This is a genomic window from Xanthomonas sp. NCPPB 3218 (genome assembly GCF_056725185.1).
Genome location: NZ_CM161516.1, coordinates 3,402,891 through 3,429,277, shown reverse-complemented (window position 1 = coordinate 3,429,277; position 26,387 = coordinate 3,402,891). Strand labels below are relative to the sequence as shown.

Annotated in this window: 23 protein-coding genes; 9 read left to right on the top strand and 14 right to left on the bottom strand. The window is 66.5% G+C overall.

What is annotated here, in order from left to right; genetic code table 11:
* The first annotated feature begins 496 nt into the window (after positions 1-496).
* Together AC1PLS_RS14215 and AC1PLS_RS14210 are read left to right on the top strand one after the other, a co-directional pair.
* A complete protein-coding gene (locus AC1PLS_RS14215; RefSeq protein ID WP_024939372.1) occupies positions 497-712 on the top strand; it encodes a hypothetical protein in 216 nt (71 codons plus the stop codon).
* 220 nt (positions 713-932) lie between these two features.
* Positions 933-2,183, top strand: a complete 1,251-nt coding sequence (locus AC1PLS_RS14210; RefSeq protein WP_481104501.1) for a DUF819 family protein — start codon at positions 933-935, stop codon at positions 2,181-2,183.
* Positions 2,184-2,363: 180 nt separating this feature from the next.
* Here the strand turns inward: AC1PLS_RS14210 and AC1PLS_RS14205 are convergent, their stop codons facing one another.
* Together AC1PLS_RS14205 and AC1PLS_RS14200 are read right to left on the bottom strand one after the other, a co-directional pair.
* Entirely contained in the window at positions 2,364-3,530 is a 1,167-nt protein-coding gene (locus AC1PLS_RS14205) for a Tle-like phospholipase domain-containing protein (protein WP_154832369.1), read from the bottom strand.
* Between the two features lie 36 nt (positions 3,531-3,566).
* The gene (locus AC1PLS_RS14200; protein ID WP_181141036.1) at positions 3,567-4,331 is read right to left on the bottom strand and encodes an ankyrin repeat domain-containing protein; all 765 of its coding nucleotides are present in this window, start codon (positions 4,329-4,331) and stop codon (positions 3,567-3,569) included.
* 240 nt (positions 4,332-4,571) lie between these two features.
* Between AC1PLS_RS14200 and AC1PLS_RS14195 the strand changes: the two genes are divergently transcribed.
* Positions 4,572-5,276 (top strand): HAD family hydrolase, encoded by a 705-nt coding sequence (locus AC1PLS_RS14195; protein WP_164738907.1) that lies wholly within the window; start codon positions 4,572-4,574, stop codon positions 5,274-5,276.
* Positions 5,277-5,777: 501 nt separating this feature from the next.
* On the opposite strand, the gene AC1PLS_RS14190 is transcribed toward AC1PLS_RS14195, so the two are convergent.
* Positions 5,778-6,002 carry a YbdD/YjiX family protein gene (locus AC1PLS_RS14190; RefSeq protein ID WP_016904074.1) on the bottom strand — a complete coding sequence of 75 codons (225 nt, stop codon included), beginning with the start codon at positions 6,000-6,002 and terminating at the stop codon, positions 5,778-5,780.
* Positions 6,002-8,074, bottom strand: a complete 2,073-nt coding sequence (locus AC1PLS_RS14185) for a carbon starvation CstA family protein (protein WP_054592997.1) — start codon at positions 8,072-8,074, stop codon at positions 6,002-6,004. The genes AC1PLS_RS14190 and AC1PLS_RS14185 overlap by 1 nt, the downstream gene beginning before the upstream one ends.
* 229 nt (positions 8,075-8,303) lie before the next feature.
* Between AC1PLS_RS14185 and AC1PLS_RS14180 the strand changes: the two genes are divergently transcribed.
* Both AC1PLS_RS14180 and AC1PLS_RS14175 read left to right on the top strand, forming a co-directional pair.
* Positions 8,304-9,161 carry a pirin family protein gene (locus AC1PLS_RS14180; protein WP_481103796.1) on the top strand — a complete coding sequence of 286 codons (858 nt, stop codon included), beginning with the start codon at positions 8,304-8,306 and terminating at the stop codon, positions 9,159-9,161.
* A 33-nt stretch (positions 9,162-9,194) separates the two neighbouring features.
* Complete coding sequence (locus AC1PLS_RS14175) at positions 9,195-9,626, top strand: OsmC family protein (protein WP_184378788.1); 432 nt, start codon at positions 9,195-9,197, stop codon at positions 9,624-9,626.
* Positions 9,627-9,716: 90 nt separating this feature from the next.
* On the opposite strand, the gene AC1PLS_RS14170 is transcribed toward AC1PLS_RS14175, so the two are convergent.
* The 3 genes from AC1PLS_RS14170 to nfi form a co-directional block, all read right to left on the bottom strand.
* On the bottom strand, positions 9,717-10,178 hold the full coding sequence (locus tag AC1PLS_RS14170) for a hypothetical protein (RefSeq protein ID WP_047124809.1): 462 nt from the start codon (positions 10,176-10,178) through the stop codon (positions 9,717-9,719).
* Between the two features lie 252 nt (positions 10,179-10,430).
* Complete coding sequence (locus AC1PLS_RS14165) at positions 10,431-11,321, bottom strand: pirin family protein (RefSeq protein ID WP_481103795.1); 891 nt, start codon at positions 11,319-11,321, stop codon at positions 10,431-10,433.
* A 424-nt stretch (positions 11,322-11,745) separates the two neighbouring features.
* Complete coding sequence (nfi, locus tag AC1PLS_RS14160) at positions 11,746-12,459, bottom strand: deoxyribonuclease V (protein WP_054592993.1); 714 nt, start codon at positions 12,457-12,459, stop codon at positions 11,746-11,748.
* Between the two features lie 103 nt (positions 12,460-12,562).
* On the opposite strand from nfi, the gene gpmA reads away from it, so the two are divergent.
* The 4 genes from gpmA (at position 12,563) to AC1PLS_RS14140 (ending at position 17,858) form a co-directional block, all read left to right on the top strand.
* A complete protein-coding gene (gene gpmA, locus AC1PLS_RS14155) occupies positions 12,563-13,312 on the top strand; it encodes a 2,3-diphosphoglycerate-dependent phosphoglycerate mutase (RefSeq protein WP_016904068.1) in 750 nt (249 codons plus the stop codon).
* 165 nt (positions 13,313-13,477) lie between these two features.
* Complete coding sequence (locus AC1PLS_RS14150; RefSeq protein WP_481103794.1) at positions 13,478-13,795, top strand: hypothetical protein; 318 nt, start codon at positions 13,478-13,480, stop codon at positions 13,793-13,795.
* 249 nt (positions 13,796-14,044) lie between these two features.
* Complete coding sequence (locus AC1PLS_RS14145; RefSeq protein ID WP_481103793.1) at positions 14,045-16,144, top strand: M13 family metallopeptidase; 2,100 nt, start codon at positions 14,045-14,047, stop codon at positions 16,142-16,144.
* A gap of 151 nt (positions 16,145-16,295) precedes the next feature.
* A complete protein-coding gene (locus AC1PLS_RS14140) occupies positions 16,296-17,858 on the top strand; it encodes a phospholipase D family protein (protein WP_104609052.1) in 1,563 nt (520 codons plus the stop codon).
* Positions 17,859-17,883: 25 nt separating this feature from the next.
* Here the strand turns inward: AC1PLS_RS14140 and AC1PLS_RS14135 are convergent, their stop codons facing one another.
* The 7 genes from AC1PLS_RS14135 to AC1PLS_RS14105 form a co-directional block, all read right to left on the bottom strand.
* On the bottom strand, positions 17,884-19,011 hold the full coding sequence (locus AC1PLS_RS14135) for a protein-glutamate methylesterase/protein-glutamine glutaminase (RefSeq protein WP_026064711.1): 1,128 nt from the start codon (positions 19,009-19,011) through the stop codon (positions 17,884-17,886).
* A complete protein-coding gene (locus AC1PLS_RS14130; protein WP_016904063.1) occupies positions 19,008-19,814 on the bottom strand; it encodes a CheR family methyltransferase in 807 nt (268 codons plus the stop codon). Before AC1PLS_RS14130 ends, AC1PLS_RS14135 begins: the two co-directional genes overlap by 4 nt.
* Position 19,815: 1 nt before the next feature.
* Positions 19,816-21,099: an EAL domain-containing response regulator gene (locus AC1PLS_RS14125; RefSeq protein ID WP_039519918.1), complete on the bottom strand. Its 1,284-nt coding sequence runs from the start codon at positions 21,097-21,099 to the stop codon at positions 19,816-19,818.
* Between the two features lie 28 nt (positions 21,100-21,127).
* The gene (locus AC1PLS_RS14120) at positions 21,128-21,655 is read right to left on the bottom strand and encodes a chemotaxis protein CheW (protein ID WP_481103792.1); all 528 of its coding nucleotides are present in this window, start codon (positions 21,653-21,655) and stop codon (positions 21,128-21,130) included.
* 10 nt (positions 21,656-21,665) lie between these two features.
* Positions 21,666-23,822, bottom strand: a complete 2,157-nt coding sequence (locus tag AC1PLS_RS14115; RefSeq protein WP_481103791.1) for a methyl-accepting chemotaxis protein — start codon at positions 23,820-23,822, stop codon at positions 21,666-21,668.
* 68 nt (positions 23,823-23,890) lie between these two features.
* On the bottom strand, positions 23,891-25,897 hold the full coding sequence (locus AC1PLS_RS14110; protein ID WP_102581329.1) for a chemotaxis protein CheA: 2,007 nt from the start codon (positions 25,895-25,897) through the stop codon (positions 23,891-23,893).
* 16 nt (positions 25,898-25,913) lie between these two features.
* Positions 25,914-26,243 (bottom strand): STAS domain-containing protein, encoded by a 330-nt coding sequence (locus AC1PLS_RS14105; protein ID WP_016905011.1) that lies wholly within the window; start codon positions 26,241-26,243, stop codon positions 25,914-25,916.
* Positions 26,244-26,387: the final 144 nt, after the last annotated feature.

Genomic DNA, 26,387 nt, shown 5'->3' with positions numbered 1-26,387 from the left:
CTTGACGCGCTATCCGGCAGCCTGGGGGCTAGGTTGTCTCACGACCACAGCACGAGCGCTTCCCTGATCACCAGGATATAGCCCACCACCATCGCGGTCTTGACCGGAAACTGGAACTTCCTGAGCAGATGCATGCGACCCCTCCCCCGAGGCATCTTCAAGAGCGACGAATTCCCCCGCGCCGTCTGCGCCCGTTGACGGCCAGCCGCGACGTCTGGTCGCCGCTCGAGCGCGAATTTAGCGCCAGCTTCGATCGGTGTCACGTAAGAATTTTCCTACCTTCATGCCAGTGTCCGCCCGACGGCGTTGGCATTAGCAAAAAGACATGCTGGCTATGCCGGACGCGGGGCCCTAGGCCACTCTCCCGCGGCCCCTTGAGTAAGGGCGCGCCGGCATCCCCAACGGGACCCCGGCACTCCCATCGCTGGTGCGCTGCGCCATTGCGCGCCGCCCACTTCTGTCGTTGTACCGCTGCATCTGCCGGCCGGAGGCCCTGATGGACGAGTCCCGTTATGTTGTGCGTATTCATCCCGAACAGGGCGGTTGGTGGGTGACCCGGCCGCAGTGGTCGCCGCTGCGTTATCTGCGCGAGCAGGGCGCGCTGGAAAATGCCGAATTGATGGCCAAGCTGCATTGCATGACCACCGGTCAGCCCAGCGGCGTGGTGTTGAAGACCGCCGAAGGCGAGCGCGTGGTGCGCCGCTACGGCTGACCGAGCCGGCCGCTTGCAGGAAGCGCAAGGAAGACGCTGACGATCCTGCCCGGGCAGGGTGGCCGACCACTTGCACCCGGCAACCCTAGCGCAGTGCGCCAGCCGGCGGCCTTGCAGTCACGCCGGGAGTCGCCTGCGGATCCAGTCGACTGGACACGACCGATCGGCCATTCTTGCTGCGATCCGCACCTTGGCGGCCCTGTCGAGAATGTCGCCCCTAGTGAATGCCGCCGGTTCTGCCTTGATCCAAAACGATATCGTGGTCTTCGGCCTGATCGCCGCCACGCTGGGAGCAGTGTTCTGGACCTCCTCGCGCGAGCAGGGGGTGTGGCGACGCTTCTACGCCGTGGTGCCTGCGCTGCTGTTGTGTTACCTGCTGCCGGGCATCTACAACACCATCGGCCTGATCGACGGTGCCAATACCCGCCTGTACAACCCGATCGCGCGCGACGTGCTGTTGCCGGCCGCGCTGATCCTGCTCACGCTGAGCATCGACCTGCGCGCCATCGTGGGGCTGGGGCCCAAGCTGGTCGCCATGTACCTGGGCGCGTCACTGAGCATCATGCTGGGCGCGGTGGTGGCGTTCTGGGTGATGGGCTGGGTGCATCCGGCCACGGTGGCCGGCGATACCTGGGCCGGCATGGCCGCGCTGGCGGGCAGCTGGATCGGCGGTGGGGCCAACATGCTGGCGATGCGCGAGGTGTTTGATGTGGATGCCACCACCTTCGGGCAGTTTGCAGTGGTGGATGTGGGCGTCGGTTATGTGTGGATGGCGGCGCTGATCTTCCTGGCCGGGCGCGCGCGCAGCATCGATGCGCGCAGCGGCGCCGATACCCGCGCGCTGGATGCCCTGCAGGAGCGCATGGCGCGGTTCCAGGCCGAACACGCGCGCATTCCCAGCCTGGCCGATCTGATGGTGATCGTGGCGGTGGCGTTCGGCGGGGTCGGGCTGGCGCACGCGCTGGCCAATCCGCTGGCCGCATGGTGCAAGGCCAATCTGCGCTGGTCCAGCCAGTTCAGCCTGGACACGCCGTTCGTGTGGGTGGTGGTGCTGGCGACCAGTATCGGCCTGCTGCTGAGCTTCACCCGTGCGCGCACGCTGGAAGGGGCCGGGGCCTCCAAGGTCGGTTCACTGCTGCTGTACTTCCTGATCGCCTGTATCGGCATGCAGATGGATCTGCTGGCGCTGCTGGACCGACCCTGGCTGTTCCTGCTCGGGCTGATCTGGATCGCGGTGCATATCGGGTTGCTGTGGGGCCTGGGCCGCCTGTTGCGGGTGCCGTTCTTCTATTTCGCGATCGGCTCGCAATCCAATATCGGTGGGCCGGCCTCGGCGCCGGTGGTGGCCGCCGCATTCCACCCGGCCCTGGCGCCGGTTGGCGTGCTGCTGGGCACGATGGGCTACGCCACCGGCACGTACCTGGCCTATCTGGTCGGCATCACCTTGCGTGCGATGGCGGGAGCGGGCTGACCGACCGTCGCACGGTCGGGGGGGGGCGTCGTCGGGAAGGTGTGGCAGGACGTGCCGGGGCGCGGTATCACGCATTGCCGCAGTGCCGGCTGTACTGTCTGCATCCCTTCGACGAGCACTTGCGAGCTGTCGTCAGCCACCTCGAGGCGGGCACTGGCCAGCGCCAGTGCCCGGTCATGGTTACTGCTGAAGGCCGCGCCGCTGCGCTTCCTGCTGCGTGCTTTGCTGCGACTGCTGCTGATTGTGCTGCTGCAGCTGATCGACATTGCCGTGCGCCGGCTCGTTGGCCGCTGAGGCAGTCTGCACATGGCTACGCAGATGCGCCGGGTCGTCCATCCGGCCTTGCACCGCAATCAGGCTGTCGCCGTCGCGGTTGGGCACCAGGTGGTCGATCCGCTGCAGGCCGTCGCTGCTCGCACGCGCGGCCACGCTGGCGGCGGTGTTGAGAAACGCGGTGTCGTCACGCAGGCCCAGGCGTTCGCGCTGGCCGTCCAGGCGCACCACCGCGTCGTTGAACAACTGGCTGCCTGCACCTTGCGCCTGCCCGGGCGATTGCATCTCCTGTGCCTTCATCACCGAGTCCATGCCGTGCAGGTCCAGGCGATGCTTCAACATCATGCCCGGCACCAGGCGTCGCCCGAACGACAATGGGTCCGGTTCCGGCAGCTCGATCTGATGGCCGGCCGCATTGGGCATCGCCCACTTCAGCGGAATGCTGTCTTCCTGCAGATGGGTGAGGATCTCGTTCTTGACGTGGTAGCCGCGGATCAACTCGCTGCTGGCGTAGTCCTTGGCTGCCGAGGCATCCAGGCCCTGGCGTTCCAGCGTGCGGTCGTTGACGCCGGCGGCGTTGTAGGTCACGGCGGGGATGTCGTTGACCATCGCCGACGCGGCCGCCAGGCCGCCGCCGAGCGAATGCCCCGAGATCACCACCTGATCGCCGAACGCCTGCTTGGCCTGGCTGCCGAGCTGGATGGCAGACGCGTATTGCGCGTCGTCGAAGCCCAGGCCCTGGCCAAGATTGTGCTTCCAGTCCTTGCCTTCGTCGGTGCCGCAGAAGCCGAGTACCACCTGGCCCTGTTCGTTGCGGTAGAACGCGGCATCGAAGCCGCTCTTGGCATCGTGCAGCAGGCCGGGGTCGATGCCCGCCCGTTGCAGCGTGCTGTCGTCCATGCGCGTCCAGCCGTTGGGCAGCGGCGCAAAGGTTTCGGCGCCGCCTTCGCGTCGCTGCGAGGCAGTGGCATAGAGGTCTTGCAGCAGCGCCGGGAACTGGCGGTCTTCCGGCTGCGGTTGCTGTCCACGCATCGACTCTGCGAATGGGGTGGACGAGGAATTTGACGGGCTCATGCGCGGCTCCTTGCGTTCGTCGTGCGAAAAGCCCGCTTAGCGGCTGCTTTCCACGGGAATGTTGTGGGCGCTCAACCATGCGCGCACGTCCGACCTGGTCTGCTGGCCGGCGGCATTGAGCAGGCGGTCCGGGGTGGTGAAGAAATACGCCTGGAAGGTCTTCTGTTGCGCGTTGCGCAGCGTGGGATCCACCCCGGCCTCGAGCAATTGCAGCACTGCCGGGCTTGCCGCGCCGCTTTGTGCGGCCAGGTGCAGCACGCTGTTGCCGGTATTGTCGACGCGCTGTACATCGGCGCCTGCTTGGATCAACAACGCGGTCTGCGCATCGCGCTTGCTCTGCACGGCGCGGAACAACGGCGTCCACCCGGCGCGCGCGCTGACCACATCGACCGGCGCCTTGTGCTGCAACAGGATGTTCAGATATTCCGCATCCTTCGCCATGGCCGCCATATGCACGACCGTTTCCTGGTCCATGCCCGGCAACGACGGATCTGCGCCGGCATCGAGCAAGGCGGCCAGGGCGCGGGGTTGTTCGTTCCAGATCGCCCACTCGAGCAAGGTGACGTTCTGATCGCCGTGTGCGGCGAGATCGACTGTCGGTGCGAGTGCGCGGATTCGGGCGACATCACCGTGCGCGATGGCGTTGGCGATGTCGGTCAGGCCGGGGTCGCGGAAGGCGACGGTGTGGTCCTGCAGCGTAGCTGACATGGTGGTTTGCTCCTTGGCACCGGGCGAGGCGGTGCATGAGACCGCGAAAAACGAGGTCGCAAGAACGAGCAGGGTGGGGAATCGCGTCTGCATCGAAATCTCCTTCTCCTGATCGCATTCCTGGTGGCACTGCGGTGTGTCCTTCCGCAGCCGGGCCGATCCTACCAGCTGCCTGGACGACGCGCGGTAAGATTTTGTGACATGCCGGCGCCGCAGGTTTCGCTGGTCGAGGCCGTTTGTCGTCGTGGCGTAGGCATGGTGCCGATGCATCACGATGGGCCTCACGCGCGCATGCACTCCGCCACAGCCAACGGTCACAACGCGGCCGGCATAATGGTGCTTTGCGAGCAGATGGGTGCAATGGTCTACGAATTACTGATCAGCGATTGCGACGGCGTGCTTGTCGACAGCGAGATACTGGCCGACCGGGTGATGCGCGAGGCGCTGGCGGCCTTCGTGCCGGTCGAAGCGTTGGAGCAGTTGCTCGGCACAACGTTCGGGCAGACCACGCGCGAGGTATTGCTACGCGTGCAGGAACACTTCGCAGTAAGGCTGCCGGAGACCTTGCTGGCACAGATCCAGGCGCGCAGCGAAGCCTTGATCAAGGCCGAGGTGCAGCCGATTGCCGGCGTGCGCGACGCGTTGGAGCAGATTCCGTTGCCGCTGGCGGTGGCTTCCAACAGCCGCCGCCACAATGTGATTGCCTCGGTCGAGCGGGTAGGGCTCACCGCACGCGCGGCGGGGCACATCTTCAGTGCCGACATGGTGGAGCGGCCCAAGCCGGCGCCGGATGTCTATCTGTTGGCCGCACGCACCCTGGGCGTTGCGCCGGAGCGCTGCCTGGTGATCGAAGACAGCCCCACCGGTGCCACTGCCGCATTGGCGGCCGGCATGCAGGTGCTGGGGTTTACCGGCGCCAGCCATATTCCGCAGGGGCACGCCGATACCTTGCGTCGCATCGGTGTGCTGGCGGTGTTCGACGATATGCGCGAGCTGCCTGCGTTGTTCGAGCGGCTGGCGCAAAAACGCGCTGGCTGAGAGCTGCCGGCAGTACGTCTTGGATGCAGTGTCGATGGTGGCGAAATCGCAGCCCTCTCATTCTGCAACCGACCGGGCCAGACCGTGCAGTCGACCTGCAATGACAGAGGGGTGGTGAGACGCTGGTCAACGCACACCGATCCGACCAACGCACCTCATGCACTGCTTGCAACCACGCACACCGACTCTCTCGACGGGGCCTTGCCCGCCCACCGTCGCGGGACCTTACGCGGCATGGATGCCGCGTAAGAGCCTACAAGGACGTACTTGCGGCGTGTCCCGCGAGGGTGGGCGGGCAAGGGCCCTGCAGCCAAGCCACAGACACACGCTCTACAACTGATCCATGCGCAAAGCCGTATATCAGCCGCTCTACCTTGCGACATGTCCCGCGATGGTGAGCGGGCAAGAATCCTGCCACCAACCCCAAGCCATCAACGCAACAGGGCGCGATTCGCATCGCGCCCTGTTGCGTTCCGACTCGCCACCTATCCGATCATCCGGTCAGCAGCAGCGAAACCCGCTCTTGCCGCCGTAACGCGCGTCCTGGCGCTCGCGGAAGAAGGTGGGGTAGTCCATCACCGGTTTGTCGGGGTGTTTTTCCAGCATGTGGCGCACGTAGTTGTCGTAATCGGGAATGCCGCAGCACAGACGTGCGGTCTGGATCAGGCGCCGCCAGATGCGGCGATGCACCTGGTATTGGCTGGCGAGAACGAGTTGGGTGCCCATTACAGATCCGCCATCTGGTGTGGCTGCAAGGCCACGTACGGGGTTTCGCGGTCGCTACGCTGCGGATTGCGGCGCGCAATCACGATGGTCTTGATCGCGTAGATCAGGATCGAACCCACCACGAACAGGAACAGCACGGTCAGCCCGGTATTGACGTAGGCATTGGTGACGATCTGCTGCATCTGCGCCACCGTCTTGGCCGGCGCGGTGATGGTGTTGCTGGCGATGGCGTCCTGGTACTTGTGCGCCTGCGCCAGGAAGCCCTGCGCCGGGTTGCTGTCGAAGATCTTGATCAGCCCCGCATAGGTGGTGCAGATCAGCAGCCACACCGCCGGCACCAGGGTGACCCAGGCGTAGCGGTCGCGCTTCATCTTGAACAGCACCACCGTGCCCAGCATCAGTGCGATCCCGGCCAGCATCTGGTTGGAGATGCCGAACAACGGCCACAGGGTCTGGATGCCACCGAACGGATCGATCACGCCGGTGTACAGCAGGTAGCCCCACAACGCCACGCAACCGGCGGTGGCGATGATGTTGGCGGCCCACGATTCGGTCTTCTTCAGCGCCGGGATGAAGTTGCCCAGCAGGTCCTGCAGCATGAAGCGGCCCGCACGCGTCCCGGCGTCCACGGCGGTCAGGATGAACAGCGCTTCGAACAGGATCGCGAAGTGGTACCAGAATGCCATGGTGTCTTCGCCCGGCAGCAGCTGGTGCAGGATCTGCGCGATGCCCACCGCCAGGGTGGGCGCACCACCGGCGCGTGCCAGGATGCTGTGCTCGCCGATGTCGCGCGCCGTGGCTTCCAGCACCTCCGGCGTGATCGCAAAGCCCCATTCGGACACCTTGGCCGCCACCGCCACCGTGTCGCTGCCGACCAGCGAAGCGGGGCTGTTCATGGCGAAGTAGATGCCCGGCTCGATGATCGATGCGGCTACCAGCGCCATCACCGCCACGAACGATTCCATCAACATGCCGCCGTAGCCGATGTAGCGCATGTGGCCTTCATTGGCGAGCAGCTTGGGGGTGGTGCCCGAAGCAATCAGCGCATGGAAACCGGAAACCGCGCCGCAGGCGATGGTGATGAACAGGAACGGGAAGATGCCGCCCTTCCAGACCGGACCGTCGCCGGTGGAAGCGAACTGGGTCAGTGCCGGCATCTTCAGATCCGGCATGACCACCAGGATGCCGATCGCCAGCGCCAGGATCGTGCCGATCTTGAGGAAGGTGGACAGGTAATCGCGCGGCGCCAGCAGCAGCCATACCGGCAACACCGACGCCACGAAACCGTAGCCGATCAGCATCCAGGTGATCTGCTTGGCGGTGAAGGTGAATGCCGGGCCCCAGCTCGGATCCGCCGCGACCTTGCCGCCCAGCCAGATCGCGCCCAGCAGCAGGATCAGGCCGACCACCGAGATCTCGCCAATCTTGCCGACCCGGATGTAGCGCATGTACACGCCCATCATCAGCGCGATCGGCATCGTGGCGATGACGGTGAACATGCCCCACGGGCTTTCCGCCAGCGCCTTGACCACCACCATCGCCAGCACCGCCAGGATGATGATCATGATCAGGAAGGCGCCGAACAGGGCGATGGTGCCGGGCACCTGACCCATTTCCTCGCGTACCAGATCGCCAAGCGAGCGGCCGTTGCGGCGGCTGGACAGGAACAGCACCACGAAGTCCTGCACCGCGCCGGCGAACACCACGCCGACCACCAGCCACAGCAGGCCGGGCAGGTAGCCCATCTGTGCGGCAAGCACCGGGCCGACCAGGGGCCCGGCACCGGCGATCGCGGCGAAATGATGGCCGAACAGCACGTGCTTGTTGGTGGGCACGTAGTCCAGGCCGTCGTTGTTGGCCACCGCGGGCGTGGCGCGGGTGACGTCCAGCTGCATCACTTTGTCGGCGATGAACAGGCTGTAGAACCGGTAGGCGATCAGATAGATCGACACCGCCGCCACCACGATCCACAACGCGTTGATGTGTTCGCCGCGGCGTAGCGCCACGGTGCCCAGACAAAACGCGGCCAGCAGCGCCAGCGCGCCCCAGGCCAGCTTCGAGAACCCTTTCATGCATGCCCCTCAGGAACGATTCACCCAAGGGTCACCCTCTGCCCGCCCGGGGTCAATGGCGCCGTTCCGGGCCGGGGTAAAACTTTAGTTGTAGAGCGTCGTGGCGCCGCCTGCCGGATCGCGCGGCGGCGCCGGCGGGTTTTGGAACGATCGGTTGCGCCGGTCGCGGTTGGGCCGCGTGCCGGCTGCATCCATTATTCGAGCCAGTCATTCACGCAGGGAGAGGTCGATGAGCACCACCACCACCGCAGCGGCGCACGTGCTGCGCACCATCCGTGGCATGCCCGCCTCCGACGGTGCCGGAGTCAAGCTGACCCGCGTGATCGGCACCCAGCAGTTGCCGGACCTGGACCCGTTCCTGATGCTGGACGAATTCGGCACCGACAAGGCCGAAGACTATCTGGCCGGGTTTCCCAGCCATCCGCACCGCGGCTTCGAGACGGTGACCTACATGCTGGACGGGCGCATGCGCCACAAGGACAACCACGGCAACGAGGGCCTGCTGACCCCGGGCAGCGTGCAGTGGATGACCGCCGGGCGCGGGCTGATCCATTCGGAAATGCCCGAGCAGGAATCCGGGCGCATGCGCGGCTTTCAGCTGTGGGTGAACCTGCCGGCGCGCGACAAGATGACCGAGCCCAAATACCAGGAGTACGCACCGGAACGCATTCCGGTCGCCCAGCCGGCGCCTGGCGTCACGGTCAAGGTGATCGCTGGCGCGGTGGGCGAGGTGCGTGGCCCGATCGTGCAACCGGCCACCGAACCGGTGTACCTGGATATCGCACTGGCACCGGATGCGGCCTGGGACTATGTGCTGCCCAGTGGCCACAACGCGTTTGCCTACGCATTCGAAGGCGCAGTGACGGTGGGCGAGGGCAATGCCGCGCGTGTGCTGCCGGCGCAGGAACTGGCGGTGCTCGGTGGCGGCGAGCGCCTGACGCTGCGGGCCGGTGCAGACGGTGCGCAGCTGATCCTGGTGGCGGGCCGCCCGCTCAACGAGCCGGTGATGCGGCACGGCCCGTTCGTGATGAACACAAAGCAGGAACTGATGCAGGCCTTCGTCGATTTCCAGGAAGGCCGGTTTTGAGCCGGCGCGCTGCAGCCACCGCGGGGCCGCGGCATGAGTGACCGGCCTGTCAGTGTCAGCACCGGCGCGGTGCCGTACACCGTGAGCATCCATGATGGTCGGCATAGCTGGAGCGGCGACACCCAGCCAGCCAATGGCGGCGCCGACGCCGGGCCGGATCCGGAGTCGCAGGTGTTGGGCGCCCTGGGTGCCTGCACCGCGATCACGGTGTCGATGGTGGCCGCGCGCAAGCAGTGGCCGTTGACGGCGGTGCATGTGCATCTGCATTACACCCAGCGCGGCGCTGCGGGCACGCGGATCACGCGGCAGGTCGAGCTGGAAGGCACGCTGGACGATGCGCAGCGTGCACGCCTGCTGGAGGTGGCCGACAAGTGCCCGATCCATCGCCTGCTCACCGGCGAGGTGCGGATCGAGACGGCATTGCAGGGCGACGGCGACGCGTCAGCTGCGGTGGCGGGCGTCTGAAGCGCAGGCGAGCCGCATGCGGGTGCTCCGCCGGCTCGCCTGAAAGATCGCGTCAGGCGAGCCGGCCCTGGCGCGTCACGACCGCTTGCCTCAGCGCTGCAGTGCCAGGCTGGCCGGCTGCAGGTCCATGTTCTGCACCAGCGACTGCATCGAGGCCAGTTCCTCGCTGTTGGCGCCGTCGATCCATAGCTGCGCGTAGCGCTTCTTGCCAAGCTCGACCACGGTGACGCGGCGCGACTCCATGCCCGGCAGCTCGCGGCCGCCCAGGTCGAGCTTGTACCAGTAGAAGTCCTCCTGCTGGATCTGGCCTTTCTCCGCGCGGCGGTCGCGTGCCAGCGTCATCGCCGGGTCGCGGGTGGTCAGCATTACGCCGACCACCTGGCGACCGTCTGCGGTCATGGCTTTGCAGACCAGATAGTCCGCGCCCGCAAGCTCGCTCCACTGCAGCCCGGAGGCTGGCGGCAGCGGCGGGCAGACCGGTGAGGTTTGGGCGTGAACGGTGGCGGCGGCCAGCAACAGGCTCAGGCCGACAAGGCAGGATGCGGACTTCATTCAAGTGTTCCCCGGCGTTGGATGTCTGCGCAGGGACAGCGTCGTCGCGCGTGTCGCCGCATCAGCCCCGTGCGCTCCCCGCCCGGCTGTGCCCGCACGCAACCTGTCCCCAACCTATGGGGACATCACTACCACAGGTGTGGCTGCAAGCTCAAGCGCAATTCGCAGGCTGGGCTGCAATCGGTCGTGCACACCGGCACTTCCGTTTCGAGACCTGGGTGGGTTGCGCGGCGCTCGCGCGACAGCCTGCGGTCAGGGGTAGTTGACCGGTTTGGGGGCCGGGGTTTCCGGCAGCGGAATGAATTCCTTGTCGTCGCCGGGAATGCTGCCGAAGCGACCGGCCTGCCAGTCGTCCTTGGCCTGCTCGATGCGCTCCTTGGAGCTGGAGACGAAGTTCCACCACAGGTGGCGCGGGCCATCCAGCGGCTCGCCGCCGAGCAGCATCGCCTTGAGCGGCGTCCTGGCGCGCAGGCGTCCGCGGCTGCCGGGCGAGGGCACGATCAGGTGGCGCGTGGGCACGTCGGCGCCATCCAGCTGCGCCTCGCCTTCCAGGATGTAGAGCGCACGTTCGGCGTGGCCGGTATCCAGGTCGATCTCCGCATCCGGCTGCAGATCCAGCGCGACATTGAGCGTGCCGCTGAACACCTGCACCGGCGATTCCTCGCCATACGCACGTCCGGCGATCACGCGTAGCCAGACGCCATCGCGGTGTTGCTGCGGCAGGCTGGCGGCGGCGTGGTGATGGAAGGCGGGCGCGGTTTCTTCGGCCGAGCGCGGCAGTGCGATCCAGGTCTGCATGCCGTGCAGCGCATGCGTGCGAGCGCGCTCGGGGCCGGGCGTGCGTTCGGAGTGGGCGATACCGCGGCCGGCGGTCATCCAGTTGACGTCGCCGGGGCGGATCACCTGGTCCGAGCCCAAGGTGTCGCGGTGGCCGATCTCGCCGGCCCACAGGAAGGTGACCGTGGCCAGGCCGATATGCGGATGCGGGCGTACGTCGATGCCGTGATCCGGCTCCAGCACCGCCGGGCCCATATGGTCGACGAACACGAACGGGCCGACGCTGCGCGCCTGCAGCGTGGGCACGGCGCGGCGGACTTCCAGCCCGCCGATGTCGTGCACGCGGGGAGCGATCAAGGTGGTCATGGCGGCGGCTCGCGGTGGCTGGAGTGGTCGCCAGCTTTGCATGCGCGCACGCGGCCGGGCGAGCGCTCCACCAAGACAGATCGTCCCGGAGGCAGTGTCACGTACGAGGCGGGCGACGTGTTTTCAAGGGCGAGCGGTGCATGCCGCGCGATGGCAGTCGAGCCGCGTGCAGCGATGTGCTGCATTGATGGGAGGAATGAAATCTTTCGCGACGATGACGTGCCTTGTCGCAGCAAGCATCACCGCTCGGTTGCGAAAGAGTTCGCGCCGGTATCGCTAGCGCCGATGCGCGCCGTGCCTGAATGCCGCGCGTTGGAACGTCGTTGCATGGCGCGCTGGCGGCCAGCGCGGGCGCGCCGAGCTCGTTCGTCGCGGACGACGGCTGCAGGCACGCAGCAGGTCGATCGCGATTGACCGTCGCGCGCTAGAACAGTTGTGCGGGCGCCGTGGTGTCCATGGCGATCTCGCCGCGCCGCGAGGCCAGCCGATCGGCCAGGCGCGTGGGCTCAGGCAGGCGATAGGCGCGCAGGGTACGCAGCGTCCAGTCGAGCGCGCCCTGCATCGAGACGCGATGGCCAGGCGAGACGATCAGCGGATTGCAGCGCAGCTTGCTGCGCAACGCCCAGCCGATCTGCGTGCCGCCCAGCAGGATCGGGCTGTGGTCGCCGCGCTCGGGTCCCGGCTCGACGAAGCTGCCTGCCAGGCGTTGCTTGGCCACGCCGATGCTGGGCAAGCCGGTCACCACGCCAAAGTGCGCGGCGATGCCGAGCTTGCGCGGATGCGCGATGCCCTGGCCGTCGATGAAGACCAGATCGGGCGGGCGCGAGAGCAGTGCCAGCGCCTGCAGCAAGGCCGGCAGCTCGCGAAAACTGAGCAGCCCCGGTACGTAGGGCATCGAGGTGGGCACGCGCGCGACATGCGTTTCCAGCGGCAGCAGCGTGTCTGCATCCAGCAGCACCGCGGCTGCGCGTGTGGTCTGGCCTTCGTCTTCGAAGCCGACGTCGAAGCCGGCGAGCAGCTGCGGTGTTGCGCCGGCCTGGTCCTGCAGCACCACGCGGTGTGCCAGTTGCTGTTGCAACTGTCGCGCCTGGATGACGCTGCCATCCCAACCGGCAAAGACGGGGTCGATCGTTTGCATGGCTGCAGCATCGCGCGCCGGGCGTGGCGGTGTCGTGCACGCCTGCGATGCGCTGGCTGCCGTTACAATCGCAGGCTGATCGGCCCCCAATCGGAGAACCGTAGTGACCCGCAAACTCGTACTGCTGCGCCATGGCCAGAGCCAATGGAACCTGGACAACCGTTTCACCGGCTGGGTGGATGTGGAACTCACCGAGCAAGGCCGCCAGGAAGCCGCTGCGGCCGGCAAGCTGATGAAGGACGAAGGCCTGCAGTTCGATGTGGCGCACACCTCGGTGCTCAAGCGCGCCATCCACACGCTGCAGGGCGCGTTGAAGGAACTCGACCAGGACTGGTTGCCGGTGTCCAAGAGCTGGCGCCTCAACGAGCGCCACTACGGCGGCCTGCAGGGGCTGGACAAGGCCGAGACGGCAGCCAAGCACGGCGAAGAACAGGTCAAGATCTGGCGCCGTTCCTACGACATCCCGCCGCCGGCGATGGACGTCAACGATCCGGGGCATCCGTGTCACGACCGTCGCTACGCCACCCTGGACCGCAACGCGTTGCCGGGTACCGAGTCGCTGGCGACCACGCTGGTGCGCGTGCTGCCGTACTGGCACGACGCGATCGCACCGCAGTTGAAGGCCGGGCAGACCGTGCTGGTGACCGCGCACGGCAACTCGCTGCGCGCGCTGTACAAATACCTCAACGATGTCTCCAACGAGCAGATCCTGGAGCTCAACATCCCGACCGGCATCCCGTTGCTGTTCGAGCTGGACGACAACCTGCAGGTGCAAAGCTTCCGCTATCTGGGCGACCCGGAAGCGGCCAAGCGTGCCGCCGAAGCGGTGGCCAACCAGGGCAAGGCGAAGTAATCGCCGCATCCGCCGGCTGCGCTGCGTGCATGGCGCGCAGCGTGGCGTGGGTTTTGCAACTCGCGTTTTAACGAGGCGTGCGGGTTTGACACGCAGGCGGCGCCTGTTCGCGGATCGAACGGGTACCGCAGGACCGCATGCGTGTGTTCTTGCAGGGGAGCCATGATGTCCAGCAAGCGTAATAGGCAACAGATGAGTGCCACCTACTGCCGCGCATATTTGGTCACGTTGGGGTTGCTGTTGGCCGGTGGCGGCGCTGCGTTCGCGGTGCTGGCCTGGGGCAGCGTGTCCACTTCGGCGATCGGCGTGGCGCTGCTGATCTGCGTCATGGGTGTGGCGCTGCTGACGTTTGGTTTTTTGGGGCCGTCGCGGCAGATGGAATCCTGGGCGGAGGCAGCGTCCGGGCATGAGGTCGCGCTGGTGCTGATGGCGCTGGCGTATCCGGTGTATCTGTTGATGGCGCCGGTGTACGCACGCAAATGATGGCAGTCGATGGCGCGCTGCTGCGCCGGACTGCTGGGTGGTTCCCGCGGCGGTAGATGGCGCTGGCACGCGCGTGCCCGGCTGACGCGCAGTGTCTTGTCGGTCGTTGTGCGTTCTTCGATAAGGCGCGGCACCGGACGTCAGGGCGTTGCGGTGCCGTTGCGATGATGGTGTGGTTGGTGTGTCTGCGCTGATTGCCTACTTTTTTGACTGCGTCCGACGCGGTCGTCTGCCTTGGAGAATGGAAAGATGTTGAGCAAATTCGCGCCACTGTCGCTTGCGGTGGCCATCGCGGTGACGCTCGCGGCGTGCGGCAGTTCCGACGACAGCGCCAAGCCGGCACCGGCCGCAACGCCGGCCGCACCGACCAGGGTGGATGTGTCCAAGCTCGATGCACCGATCGTGGCCTTCGGCATCAACGATCTGGATCCGGCCATCAACGCGTGCCAGGACCTCAACGGCTTCGTCAACGCCAAGTGGCTCAAGGCCAATCCGGTGCCATCGGACCGCACCAGCTGGGGCAGTTTCGAAGTGCTGGCCGAGCGTTCGCTGACCATCCAGCACGCGCTGGTGGAGCAACTGGCGCGCGGCAACCTGTCGGCCGGCTCGGTGGATGCCAAGATCGCCGACCTGTGGCGCACCGGCTCGGACGAAGCGGCGATCGACAAGGCCGGCATCACGCCGCTGCAGCCGCAGCTGAAGGCGATCGATGCGCTGACCGATGCGCCGTCCATCGCCGCGTGGTTGCGCGACAGCTATGCCAAGGGCCAGGGCTTCGTGTTCTCGTTCGGCGCCAATGCCGACTACAAGAATTCCGAACAGATGATCGCCTACGCGGGCCAGGGCGGTCTGGGACTGCCGGAAAAGGGCTATTACACCGATCCGGCGCAGGCCAAGATCCGTGAGCAGTACGTGGCCTACATCGCGCGCGTGCTGGAATTGTCCGGCGCTGCGCCAGCGCAGGCGGCAACCCAGGCCAAGGCGGTGATGGCGTTCGAAACGCGCCTGGCCAATGCCTCGCTGTCGCGCATCGAACTGCGCGACCCGGCCAAGCGCTACAACCCGGTCGATGTGGCCGGCGCCAATGCGGTCACGCCGCATTTCGACTGGCAGGCGTTCTTCAGCGCGCTCAAGGTGCCGGCCGGGACCTTCTCGCTGAGCCAGCCGGGTTACTTCGCCGAGCTCGATGCGATGCTGGCCGACACGCCGGTGGACACCTGGAAGGCCTACCTGCGTTTCCACAGCGTGGATGAGGCAGCGCCGTATCTGGCCAAACCGTTCGAGCAGGCCAACTTCGATTTCTATGCCAAGACGCTGCGTGGCCAGCAGGACATGCTGCCGCGCTGGAAGCGCACCTTGAACGCGGTCAACGAGGCGATGGGCGAGGCCCTGGGCCAGTTGTACGTGCAGTCCGCGTTCCCGGCCGAGTCCAAGCAGCAGATGCAGCAGCTGGTGCAGAACCTCTCGGCGGCGCTCAAGGCGCGGCTGGAAAAACTCGACTGGATGAGCGCGGAAACCAAGCAGCGCGCGCTGGAAAAGTGGGCCAGCTTCACGCCCAAGATCGGCTACCCGGATCAATGGCGCGACTGGTCGGGCCTGGAAACCCGTGGCGATGGCTTCCTGGCCAACATGCAGGCCGCGCAGGCGTTCAACTACCGCTACATGCTGGACAAGATCGGCAAGCCGGTCGACAAGCGCGAGTGGCATATGACCCCGCAGACGGTCAATGCGTACTACAACGCCACGCGCAACGAGATCGTGTTTCCGGCGGCGATCCTGCAGCCGCCGTTCTTCGACCCCAAGGCCGACCCGGCGTTGAACTATGGCGGTATCGGCGCGGTGATCGGGCACGAGATGATGCATGGCTACGACGACTCGGGCAGCCAGTTCGATGCCAAGGGCAACTTCGATACCTGGTGGACCGATGCGGACCGCAAGCTGTTCACCCAGCGCACCGATCAGCTGGTGGCGCAGTTCGACGGCTATGAGGCGATTCCCGGCGTACATGTCAAAGGCAAGCTGACCCTGGGCGAGAACATCGGCGACCTGGGCGGCCTCACCGTGGCCTACGACGCGCTGCAGATGGCGTTGCAGGAACAACCCGACGCCAGCAAGAACATCGACGGTTATACCCAGGACCAGCGCTTCTTCATGAACTGGGCCACGGTGTGGCGCCGCAACTTCACCGACGGCGAACTGCGCGTGCGCCTGAACACCGATCCGCATGCGCCGGCCAATTTCCGCGCCAACGGCGCGCCGTCGAACATGCCGGCATTCGCGCAGGCATTCCAGTGCAAGCCCGGCGATGCGATGGTGCGTGGGGACAAGCAACGCGTTGCGATCTGGTGATCGGCGCAACTGCAGCACGTGCGGTTGCGACCGCGCGTGCTGCAGTTGCCGCGTTTTAGCGGCTTTGTAGAGCCTGCTTGCGGCTGCGTCTGCACATCGGGCTGCCTATGCAGCGTCTAGACTGCCGCGCTTCGAATGGCGGGGAGCGGCAGTGACAAGGCGAAAGATCTTCAAGGCGATCGCGATCGGTGTGCTGATCCTGGTGCTGGGCAGCGTGCTGTCGTTGTACGGCTACGGGCGCTTTGCCGATCGTCAGCGCGGTGCGGTGAGCCATGCGTTGCCTGCCACGGCGATTGCCACGCCGATCGATCGGGTCGTCGCGCCGCTGCAGCAGGCACATGCCGGCCAGACCGGCATGGTGATCCTGCCCGACAATGTCGACGCGTTCGCGGTGCGCGCGCTCACCGCGCGTGCGGCCGGGCGCAGCCTGGATCTGCAGTACTACATCTGGCATGCGGACTTCACCGGCAACCTGCTGCACAACGAGCTGCTGCATGCGGCCGATCGCGGCGTGCGCGTGCGCCTGCTGCTGGACGACATGAACATCCACGGCAGCGATTCGGTGCTGGCGGCGCTGGACAGCCACCCGCTGATCGAGATCCGGCTGTTCAATCCCACCCGTGCGCGCGAAGGCACGCTGATGCGCGGCGTGGAGATGGTGCTGCGCATGTTCAGCATCAATCGGCGCATGCACAACAAGGCCTGGATTGCCGATGGCCGGATGGCGGTGGTGGGCGGCCGCAATGTCGGCGACGAGTATTTCGATGCGGCGCGCGACACCAATTTCATGGACATGGATGCGGCATTGATGGGGCCGGCCGTGGGCCAGGCCGAGCAGGTCTTCGATGCGTACTGGAACAGCCCCAATGCCTTGCCGCTGGATGCGTTGGTGACCGCACGGCCGCAGGCACTGGATGCGTTGCGCGGCAGTCTGGACGCCGGCCTGGCATCGGCACGCGCGCATCCCTACGTGGAGCGGCTGCGCCAGTCGCCGAGCGTGCAGGCCCTGACACAGGGCCAGCGCCAGGTGCACTGGCTGGAGCAGGCGCGCATTGTCTCCGACCCACCGGAAAAGGCCGAAGGCGCACCACCGCAGGCGGACTGGATGACGCCAATCCTGATCGGCGAGATGGCCCGTGCGCAGCGCGAGCTGAAGGTGATCTCGCCGTACTTCGTGCCGGGCGAGGAAGGCATGCGCTGGATCGGCCAGTTGCGCCGGCGCAATGTGCGCGTCAGCGTGTTGACCAATTCGCTGGCGGCAAACGACGTGGTCGCCGTCCACAGCGGCTACGCCGGTTACCGCGTGCCTTTGCTCACCCAGGGCGTGCGCCTGTACGAGCTCAAGCCGATGGGTAAGCCGGACGGCAGCCTGTTCGGGTCCAGCGGGGCCAGCCTGCACACCAAGGCTTTCGTGGTGGACGACAGCAGCGGCTTCATCGGCTCGTTCAATCTGGATCCGCGCTCGATGAACCTCAATACCGAGATGGGCCTGCTGTTCGACGATCGCGCAGTGGCCGCGCAACTGGAACAGGTCTACAACCGCAAGATCGGTGCGCCGGTGAGTTACCGCGTGACCCTGGAGCAGGGCGAGTTGCGCTGGCACGACGATGCGGCGCAACCGCCCGAGGTGTGGTCGCAGGAGCCCGCAGCCAGTGTTTGGCGGCGTGGCGCGGCGACGGTGATGGGCTGGTTGCCGCTGGAATCGCAGTTGTAGTTCCGCTGCGCGCGCGTGCAGTGCGCTACTGCAGCTGTGTCACGATCTCGCGCGCCATCGCGCCCAGCGGCAGGATGCGGTCGGCGCCGCCGCGTTTGATCGCTTCCTTGGGCATGCCGAATACGATGCTGGTGTGCTCGTCCTGCGCCACCGTGCGCGCGCCGGCCTGACGCATTTCCAGCAGCCCGGCGGCGCCGTCGTCGCCCATGCCGGTCATGATGATGCCCAGCGCATTGCTGCCGGCCGCACGTGCGGCCGAGCGGAACAGCACATCCACCGACGGACGATGCCGGTTGACCGGCGGGCCTTCCATCACTTCGACAAAGTACTGCGCGCCACTGCGGCGCAGCAGCAGATGCTTGCCGCCGGGCGCGATCAGTGCGCGGCCCGGCATCACCCGGTCGTTGTTGGCCGCTTCCTTCACTGCGATCTGGCACAGGCCGTTGAGGCGCGCGGCGAAGGCGGCGGTGAATTTCTCCGGCATGTGCTGCACGATCACGATGCCGGGGCAGACGCGCGGCAAGGCGGTCAGCACTTCTTCCAGCGCCTGGGTACCGCCGGTGGAGGTGCCGATGGCGACGATGCGCTCGGTGGTCTGCGCCAGCGCGCGCCCGCTTTGCGCCGGCAGGATCACATCGGCGGTGTGCTTGACCTCCGCTTCCAGCGGCGCTGCGGCAACCCGCGCGGCCAGCCGTTTGACGTTGGCGCGTGCGGCGCTGCGCACCGTATTGACCAGTTCCTCGGCCGAGTCGGTGAGGAACTGCTTGAGCCCCAGCCGCGGCTTGGTCACCACGGCCACCGCACCGGCGGCCAGGGCATCCATGGTGACGCGTGCGCCTTTTTCGGTGAGCGTCGAACAGATCACCACCGGGGTGGGGCGCTCGCTCATGATCTTGCGCAGGAAGGTGATGCCGTCCATGCGCGGCATTTCCACATCCAGCACGATCACGTCCGGCCATTGCTTGCGCATCTTCTCGATCGCCAGCAACGGGTCGGCCGCGGTGGCGATGACCTCGATGTCGGCCGCGTCGTTGAGTACGCCCACCAGCACCTGGCGCACCACCGCCGAGTCGTCGACGACCATGGCCTTGATGGGACTGGGGCTGGCGGCAGGGCGGTTGAGGGCTATCGACACGGCGGATCCTTGGCTCAGGCCTTGCGGAAGATCGAGGGTGCCACCTGGACCAGATCGATGTCGAGTTCGCTCAGGCTTTCCGAATGACCGATGCAGAAATATCCGCCCGACTTGAGGTTGGACAGCACGCGCAGGATGACCTCGCGCTTGGTCTGACCGTTGAAATAGATCATCACATTGCGCAGGAAGATCGCATCGAAGCTGCCCAGCATCGGCAGGGCCGTGTTGAGGTTGGCATGCACGAACTTGACCCGGTCGCGCAGGCGGCGCTCCACCAGCAAGGTACCGTCGTACTCGCCCTGACCACGCAGGCAATAGCGCTTGAGATACGCCTGCGGAATGCCGTCGATACGTTGCAGCGCGTAGTGCCCGGTGCGCGCCTTGGCCAGCACGCGGGTGCTGATGTCGCTGCCAACCACTTCGAACGGCCGCCCCTGCAAGGCGTCGTCCAGCACCATCGCCATGCTGTAGGCCTCCTCGCCGCTGGAGCTGGCCGCGCTCCAGCAGCGGAACGGCAGGCCGCCGCGATGTTCGCCGGCCAGCTTGCGCAGCAGCTCGAAGTGCTTGGGCTCGCGGAAGAAGTAGGTCTCGTTGGTGGTCAGCAGATCGATCGCGGTCTGGATCTCGGCGCGGTCCTGGCGACTTTCCAGCAATTGCAGGTACTGCGTGTAATTGCTGAACTGGTGTTCGCGCAGGCGCTTGCCCAGGCGGCCGCACAACATGGCCTTCTTGCCGGAGGAAATACTGATGCCGGCCGCTTCGAAGATGAAGCGCTGGAAGCGGCCGAATTCCTGTTCGGTGATGGCGGTGGCCGTGCTCATGTCAGGCGACATCCGCATCGCTGGGCAGTGCGTTGCCGCACAGGCGGGCGATGCGCACGGCGTGTTCGCGCCACCATTCCGACAGCATCGGCCCGGGCATCGGCGAGCCCATCAGGTAGCCTTGCGCCAGGTCGCAGCCCAGCTCGCGCAGCAGGCGCCAGTCGTCCGGGGTTTCCACCCCTTCGGCCACGGCGGTGAGATCGAGCCGGTGCGCCAGTTCCAGCGTGGATTCGAGCACGGTGCGCTGGCTGCGGCTGCGATGGGCGGCATGCACGAAGCTGCGATCGAGCTTGAGTTCGGTGAAGGGAATGCTGGCCAGGCGCTGCAGCGAGGAAAACCCCGTGCCGTAGTCGTCGATCGACAGGCCGAAACCATGCAGGCGCAGGCGCGCCAGCATGCTCAGGGCATTGGCTGGCTCGACGATGGCGCTTTCGGTGAGTTCCAGCACCAGATCGGCAGGGCTCAGGCCGTTGTCGCTCAGCTTGCCGCATAGCTGTTCGAGAAAGCCCTGCTCGCTGAGCAGGTTGGGCGACAGGTTCAAGGCCAGGCTCAGCTCGAAGCCTTCTGCGCGCCAGTCCACCAGTTGCGCAACCGCCAGGTCGATCACCTGCTGGGTCAAGGCATGGATCAGGCCTTCGCGTTCGGCCAGCGGAATGAAGCGCTCCGGCCCGATCATGTCGCCTTGCGGGCGGCGCCAGCGCGCGAGTGCTTCCACACCGCGCAGGCGGCCATCCCTGAGATCGAGTTTGGGTTGGTAGGCCACGCGGATTTCGCCGCGGCGCATGGCCCGGTCCAGCCGCGATGCCGCCGCGCCACCGCTGGACATCAGCGGCGATATCGCCGGCTGTGCAAACGCAGGCGCGTTCGTGGCCAGCCCCGGTTCGCACTCCAGCACATTGGCCAGGTCCTGCAGATGCATCGGCTTTTCGATGCCGCCGAGCACGCGCACCCCGGCGCTGCGGCTGAGCTGCATCACCGCATCGATCAGGGCGCCGCCGCGCTGCGAGACCACCACCACCGGCACGCTGTACTTGCCGCGTGCCAGTGCATCGAGCAGCTGCACGCCGTCCATGCCCGGCATTTCCAGATCGATCAGCAGCAGCGATGGTGAAATCGCACTGCCCAGCCAGGCCAGCGCGGCGTGGCCGTCGACCGCGCCATCGACCGCGACGGCGCCGAGCTGGCGGCACAGCGCCATCGCGTGTTCGCGCTGGACCACGCTGTCGTCGACGACCAACACGGGGCCGTCCAGCGCGCAGCTGCAGGAGAGAAGGGTGGGGCGCATGGGAGTCCTTGCGTGCATGCTGGACATGTCAGGCTGCCAGCTCGGCGACAGGCAGCTGGGCGAGTGCGTCGTCGGCCAGCACCGCGTCGGCGTCGAGCAGGATCACGAAGCGCTCGCCGATCCTGGCCATCGCATGGATGCATTCGCGTGCGATGCCGGCGCCAAAACTGGGGGCGCCGGCGATGGCGTCGGGCGCGATCTCCAGCACTTCGTTCACCGCGTCCACCAACAGGCCGAGCACCTGATGCACCTCGGTATGGGCGATCTCCACGATCACGATGCAACTGCGCTTGGTGATCGCGCTGGCGTTGCGGCCGAAGCGTTGCTGCAGATCCACCACCGGCACCACCGCGCCGCGCAGGTTGATCACGCCGCGCAGGGCCGGCGGCATCATCGGCACGTCGGTGGGCGCGCGGTATTCGATGATTTCCTTGATGCCGAGGATGCCCAGGCCGAACATCTCCGTGCCCAGCAGAAAGGTCAGGTATTGCTGCGGAGCCGTCGATGACGGCGCAACGGTGCGTGTGGTGGTGATGGCTGCGCTGTGCGGTTGCATCGTCGTTTCCTCAGAAGCTGGCGAACTGCGATTCGTCGATCGCATCGGCGGTGGTCGCCACCGCGCTGATCTGGCGCACGTTGCTGCGACGCGGCGGTGCGCTGACCGCGCTGCTGCTGCCATGCGTTGCGATCCGGCGCGGGCCAGGCTTGCTGCTGGTCGACGCCGCCGCACGCGAGCCGTTTCCGAGCCGGAAGAAGCCCATCAACTGCTGCAGCTGTTCGGCCTGCGCGCTCATTTCCTCCGAGGTCGCGGCCAGCTCTTCGGCATTGGCCGCGGCCGACTGCGTGGTCTGGTTCAACTGGCCGACGGCGGTGTTGATCTGGCTAACGCCGGCAGTCTGTTCCTCGGAGGCGGCGGCGATTTCCTGCACCAGGTCGGAGGTGCGGCGGATCGAGGGCACCATCTCGCCGAGCACGCGGCCGGCGCTTTCGGCCAGGTCCACGCTGGAGCCGGCCACCTCGCCGATCTCCTGCGCGGCGATCTGGCTGCGCTCGGCCAGCTTGCGCACTTCCGCTGCGACCACCGCAAAGCCCTTGCCGTGTTCGCCGGCACGCGCGGCCTCGATGGCGGCATTGAGCGCCAGCAGATTGGTCTGGTAGGCGATGTCGTCGATGATGCCGATCTTCTTGGCGATGTCCTTCATCGCCACCACGGTGGCGCGCACGGTGTCGCCGCCGTCGGCGGCTTCGCTGGCGGCCTTGGCGGCCATGCTGTCGGTGACGCGCGCGTTCTCGGTGTTCTGCGCGATGGAGGCGGTCATCTGTTCCAGCGAGGCGCTGGTCTCTTCCACGCCGGCAGCCTGTTCGCTGGCGGCCTGGGCCAGCGCCTGCGCGGTAGCGCTGACCTGTTCGGAGGCGCTGGCCAGGTTCTCGGCGTTGCGGTTGACCTCATCGACGATCTCGGTCAGCCGGCTCATGGTGGTGTTGACGTAGCGCTGCATGTCGGCGAAGGCGCCTTCGTAGCGGCCTTCCACGGTGTGGGTGAGGTCGCCGTCGGCCATTGCGCCCATCACCTGGATTACTTCGGAAATGCTGCGCAGGTTGCCGCGCGCACGCTCCACGGTGTCGTTGATGAAGGCCTTCTTGCCCGGCAGCTGCGCCAGCGGTGCCTCGAAGTTGCCGCGGCCGAACTCGGCCACCACGCCCATCGCCAGTTTCTTGACTGCGATATGCGCGCCCACCATCTGGTTGATGCCGGTGGCCATGCTGCGGAAATCGCCGTCGAAGCGACTGCTGTCGATCACCACGTCGATGTCGCCCGCCTCGTGCTCGGCCGACATGTGGTTGATCTCGGCGATCAGGCCGGTGAGGTTGCCGCGCACCTGTTCCAGGGTTTCGTTGATGAAGCGCTTCTTGCCCGGCAGCAACGGCAGCTGCGCGGTGAAGTTGCCGCGGCCGAATTCGGCCACGCAGGCGATGGCCTGCTTCTTGACCGCGATGTGGCTGGCCACCATCGCATTGATGCCTTCGGCCATGCGGCGGAAATCGCCGCTGAAACGCTGGGTGTCGATGACCACGTCGATATCGCCGGCGTCGTGCTCGGCCGCCATGCGGTTGACCTCGGCGACCATGCCGGTGAGGTTGCCGCGGATCTGCTCGACGATCTCGTTGATGAAGGCCTTCTTGCCCGGCAGGCGTTCCAGCTCGGCGGAGAAGTTGCCGCGGCCGAACTCGGCCACGCACGCCATGGCCTGCTTCTTGACCGCGATGTGGCTGGCGACCATGCGGTTGATACCTTCGCCCATGGTGCGGAAGTCGCCGTCGAAACGCGCCACGTCGATGCGTGCATCGATCTCGCCGGCATCGTGTTCCTGCGAGACGCGATTGATCTCCTCATTGACGTGGGCGATGTTGCCTTGCACCTTGCGCAGCGCACGCAGCACCTCGCAGGCCTGCTCATCGCGCAGCTGCGGCAAGGCGACGGCGAAGTTACCGCGCGCGAAGGCATCCAGCGTAGTGGTGGCAAGCTGCAGCGAGCCGGTCGCGCTGCGGATCGTATGGAACAGCAACGCGCCGCTGGCGAGCGCGGCCAGGACGCTGGCGGCGAGCAGGGCGCCGTGCGACAGCGTCAGCGCAAAGCCGGCGACCACCACCACGACGGGCAAGGCGAGGGCGAGGGCGGCGGTGAACCACAACTGCGTGGCGATCGGGAGACGGTGTGACATGGCGGCAGCTTCCTGGGCTCAGGGAACAACGAATGACGCGGTGATGTGGGGAGTGCTGGTGTGGTGACTCAGGCCGCCAGGGCGTCCTGATTTGGATGCAATTGCTGCAGCAGGCTGGGCACATCGAGAATCAGCGCGACATCGCCGCTGCCCAGGATGCTCGAGCCACTGATGCCCTTGACCTGCGCGAAAACCTTGGACAACGGCTTGATCACGGTCTGCCATTCGCCCAGCAAGGTGTCCACGACCAGGCCGAAGCGCTGGGCGCCCTGGCGGATCACCACGATGCTTTCGCGCGCCGGGGTCCTGCCGCCAAGCGCGAACAGTTCGCGCAGGCGCACATACGGCAGCACGCTGCCACGCAGGTCGATGTAGTCGCTGGCGTAGTCGGGGGTGAACTCCACGCATTCCTCCACCACGTCCAGCGGCACCACGAACACCGACTTGCCGACGCCGACCTGGAAGCCGTTGATGATGGCCAGCGTCAGCGGCAGTCGCACCGAGATGGTGGTGCCCACGCCGGCGCTGCTGTCGATTTCCACGGTGCCGCGCAGCGCGGTGATGTTGCGCTTGACCACGTCCATGCCGACGCCGCGCCCGGACAGGTTGGTGACCTTTTCGGCGGTGGAGAACCCCGGCTCGAAGATCATCGCGAACACCTCGCGGTCGCTGAGCTGGCGGCCCGGCTCGATCAGACCGCGTTCCAGCGCCTTGGCCAGGATGCGGTCGCGGTTCAGGCCGCCGCCGTCGTCGGTGATCTGGATGACGATGCTGCCGGAGTCGTGATACGCATTGAGGCCAACGGTGCCGCGTGCGGGCTTGCCGCGCGCCACGCGCACGTCCGCCGGCTCGATGCCGTGGTCCATGGCGTTGCGCACCAGATGGGTGAGCGGGTCGCCGATCTTTTCCACCACCGACTTGTCCAGCTCGGTGTCCTCGCCGGCCACCACCAGCGCGATGTCCTTACCGAGTTCGCGCGCCACATCGTGCACCACGCGCTGGAAGCGGCTGAAGGTGCCGCCGATCTTGACCATACGCAGTTGCAGAGCGCTTTCACGCACCTCTTCCACCAGGCCGGCCAGGATCGAGGCCGATTCCAGCAACTGCGCGTCGCCGGTGCGCTGTGCGTTGGCATTGGTGCCGGCCACCGCGATGATGAGTTCGCCGACCAGATCGATCATGCGATCGAGCTTGTCGGCGTCGACGCGGATCGAGCGCGCGTCGGGGTTGCGTGCGCCGGTGTCCTGCGGCGCGCGTGCCGGCGTTGCGGCCGGCACGGCAGCCAGCGCGCCGACGACCGGCGCGGCAGCCACGACCGGCTCGCTGGCAGGCACGGCGCTGGCGTCCATCGGTGCCGGCACCGAAAGGATCTCCAGGTCGCAGTCTTCGCGCACGAACTCGAACACGTCCTCGATCGCGGCACGGTCGGCATCGCTGCGCAGCAGGATCTGGAAGCCCAGGTAATTGGCTTCCGGATCGAGCGCTTCGAAGCTCGGCAGCTGGCTGACGTCGGTGCTGATCGACTCGACCGAGCCCAGCCCGCGCAGGTTGCGGATCAGCTTGAGCGGCGAGTTGCCGTAGCGCAGCGCGTCGGCGAACAGTTTCAGCGTGATGCGCCAGTAACCGCTCTGTTTTTCCGGGGTGCTGTGCTGGATGGCGGAGGCGGTGACACCGCATGCGCTGGCCTGCAGGTAGGTCTGCAGTTGTGCCAGCAGGGGGTCGGCCTCTGCCGCCAGTGCGTCGGCATCGGCGTGAGCGGGGTCGGCGGCGGTTTCCACCAGGGCATGAATATGGTCGCAGCACACCAGCAGCAGCGCGATCAGTTCCGAGCTCAGCGTCAGCGCGTCGTCGCGCACCAGGTCCAGCACGCTTTCCACGACATGGGTGAAGCCGACCAGCTGCGGCAGATCGAACAGGCCGCCCGAGCCCTTGATGGTGTGCGCCGCACGGAAGATCGCGTTGACCGCATCCGGCGAGGACTCGCCACGCTCGGCTTCGAGCAGGTGACGTTCCATGTCTTCGAGCAGGTCCCGGCTCTCGGCCAGGAAGGTCTGCATCAGCTGGTTCATATCCATACGCGTTGCCGGTCCCTTAGTGAATGCGTTCGCCGATACCCGCAACCGCATGCGGGTACAAGGCTTCGAGCAGGCCGAGCAGTTCGATCACATCGACCACCGCGCGGCTGGAATCGGTCAGCGAAAACGGCCGGCCGTCGGCCTGGATCGCCTGCTTGGTCGCCAGCAGCAACTGCAGGCCGGTGGTGTCGATCTCGCTGACCGCGCCCAGGTCCAGGTGCAACCCGCCCGGATGCAGCAAGGCCGGCTGCAGCAGCGGCTTGAGTTCGGCAGCGCGACGGATGGTCATCTCGCCTTCCAGGGCGAGCGTCAGCGGCGCGGGTAGATCGGACAGTGGCGTGTTCATGGATGCCTCAAGCGATGCGGTGGCGCACGGATGCGTGCCTGACGCGGAAAAGGTCGCTCCGGCGCGGGGTCGCATGGGCAGCTCTGCACACGGCGATCACGTCGGTCCATGCAGGTATCGGCGCGCGGCAGGAATATTTAGGCC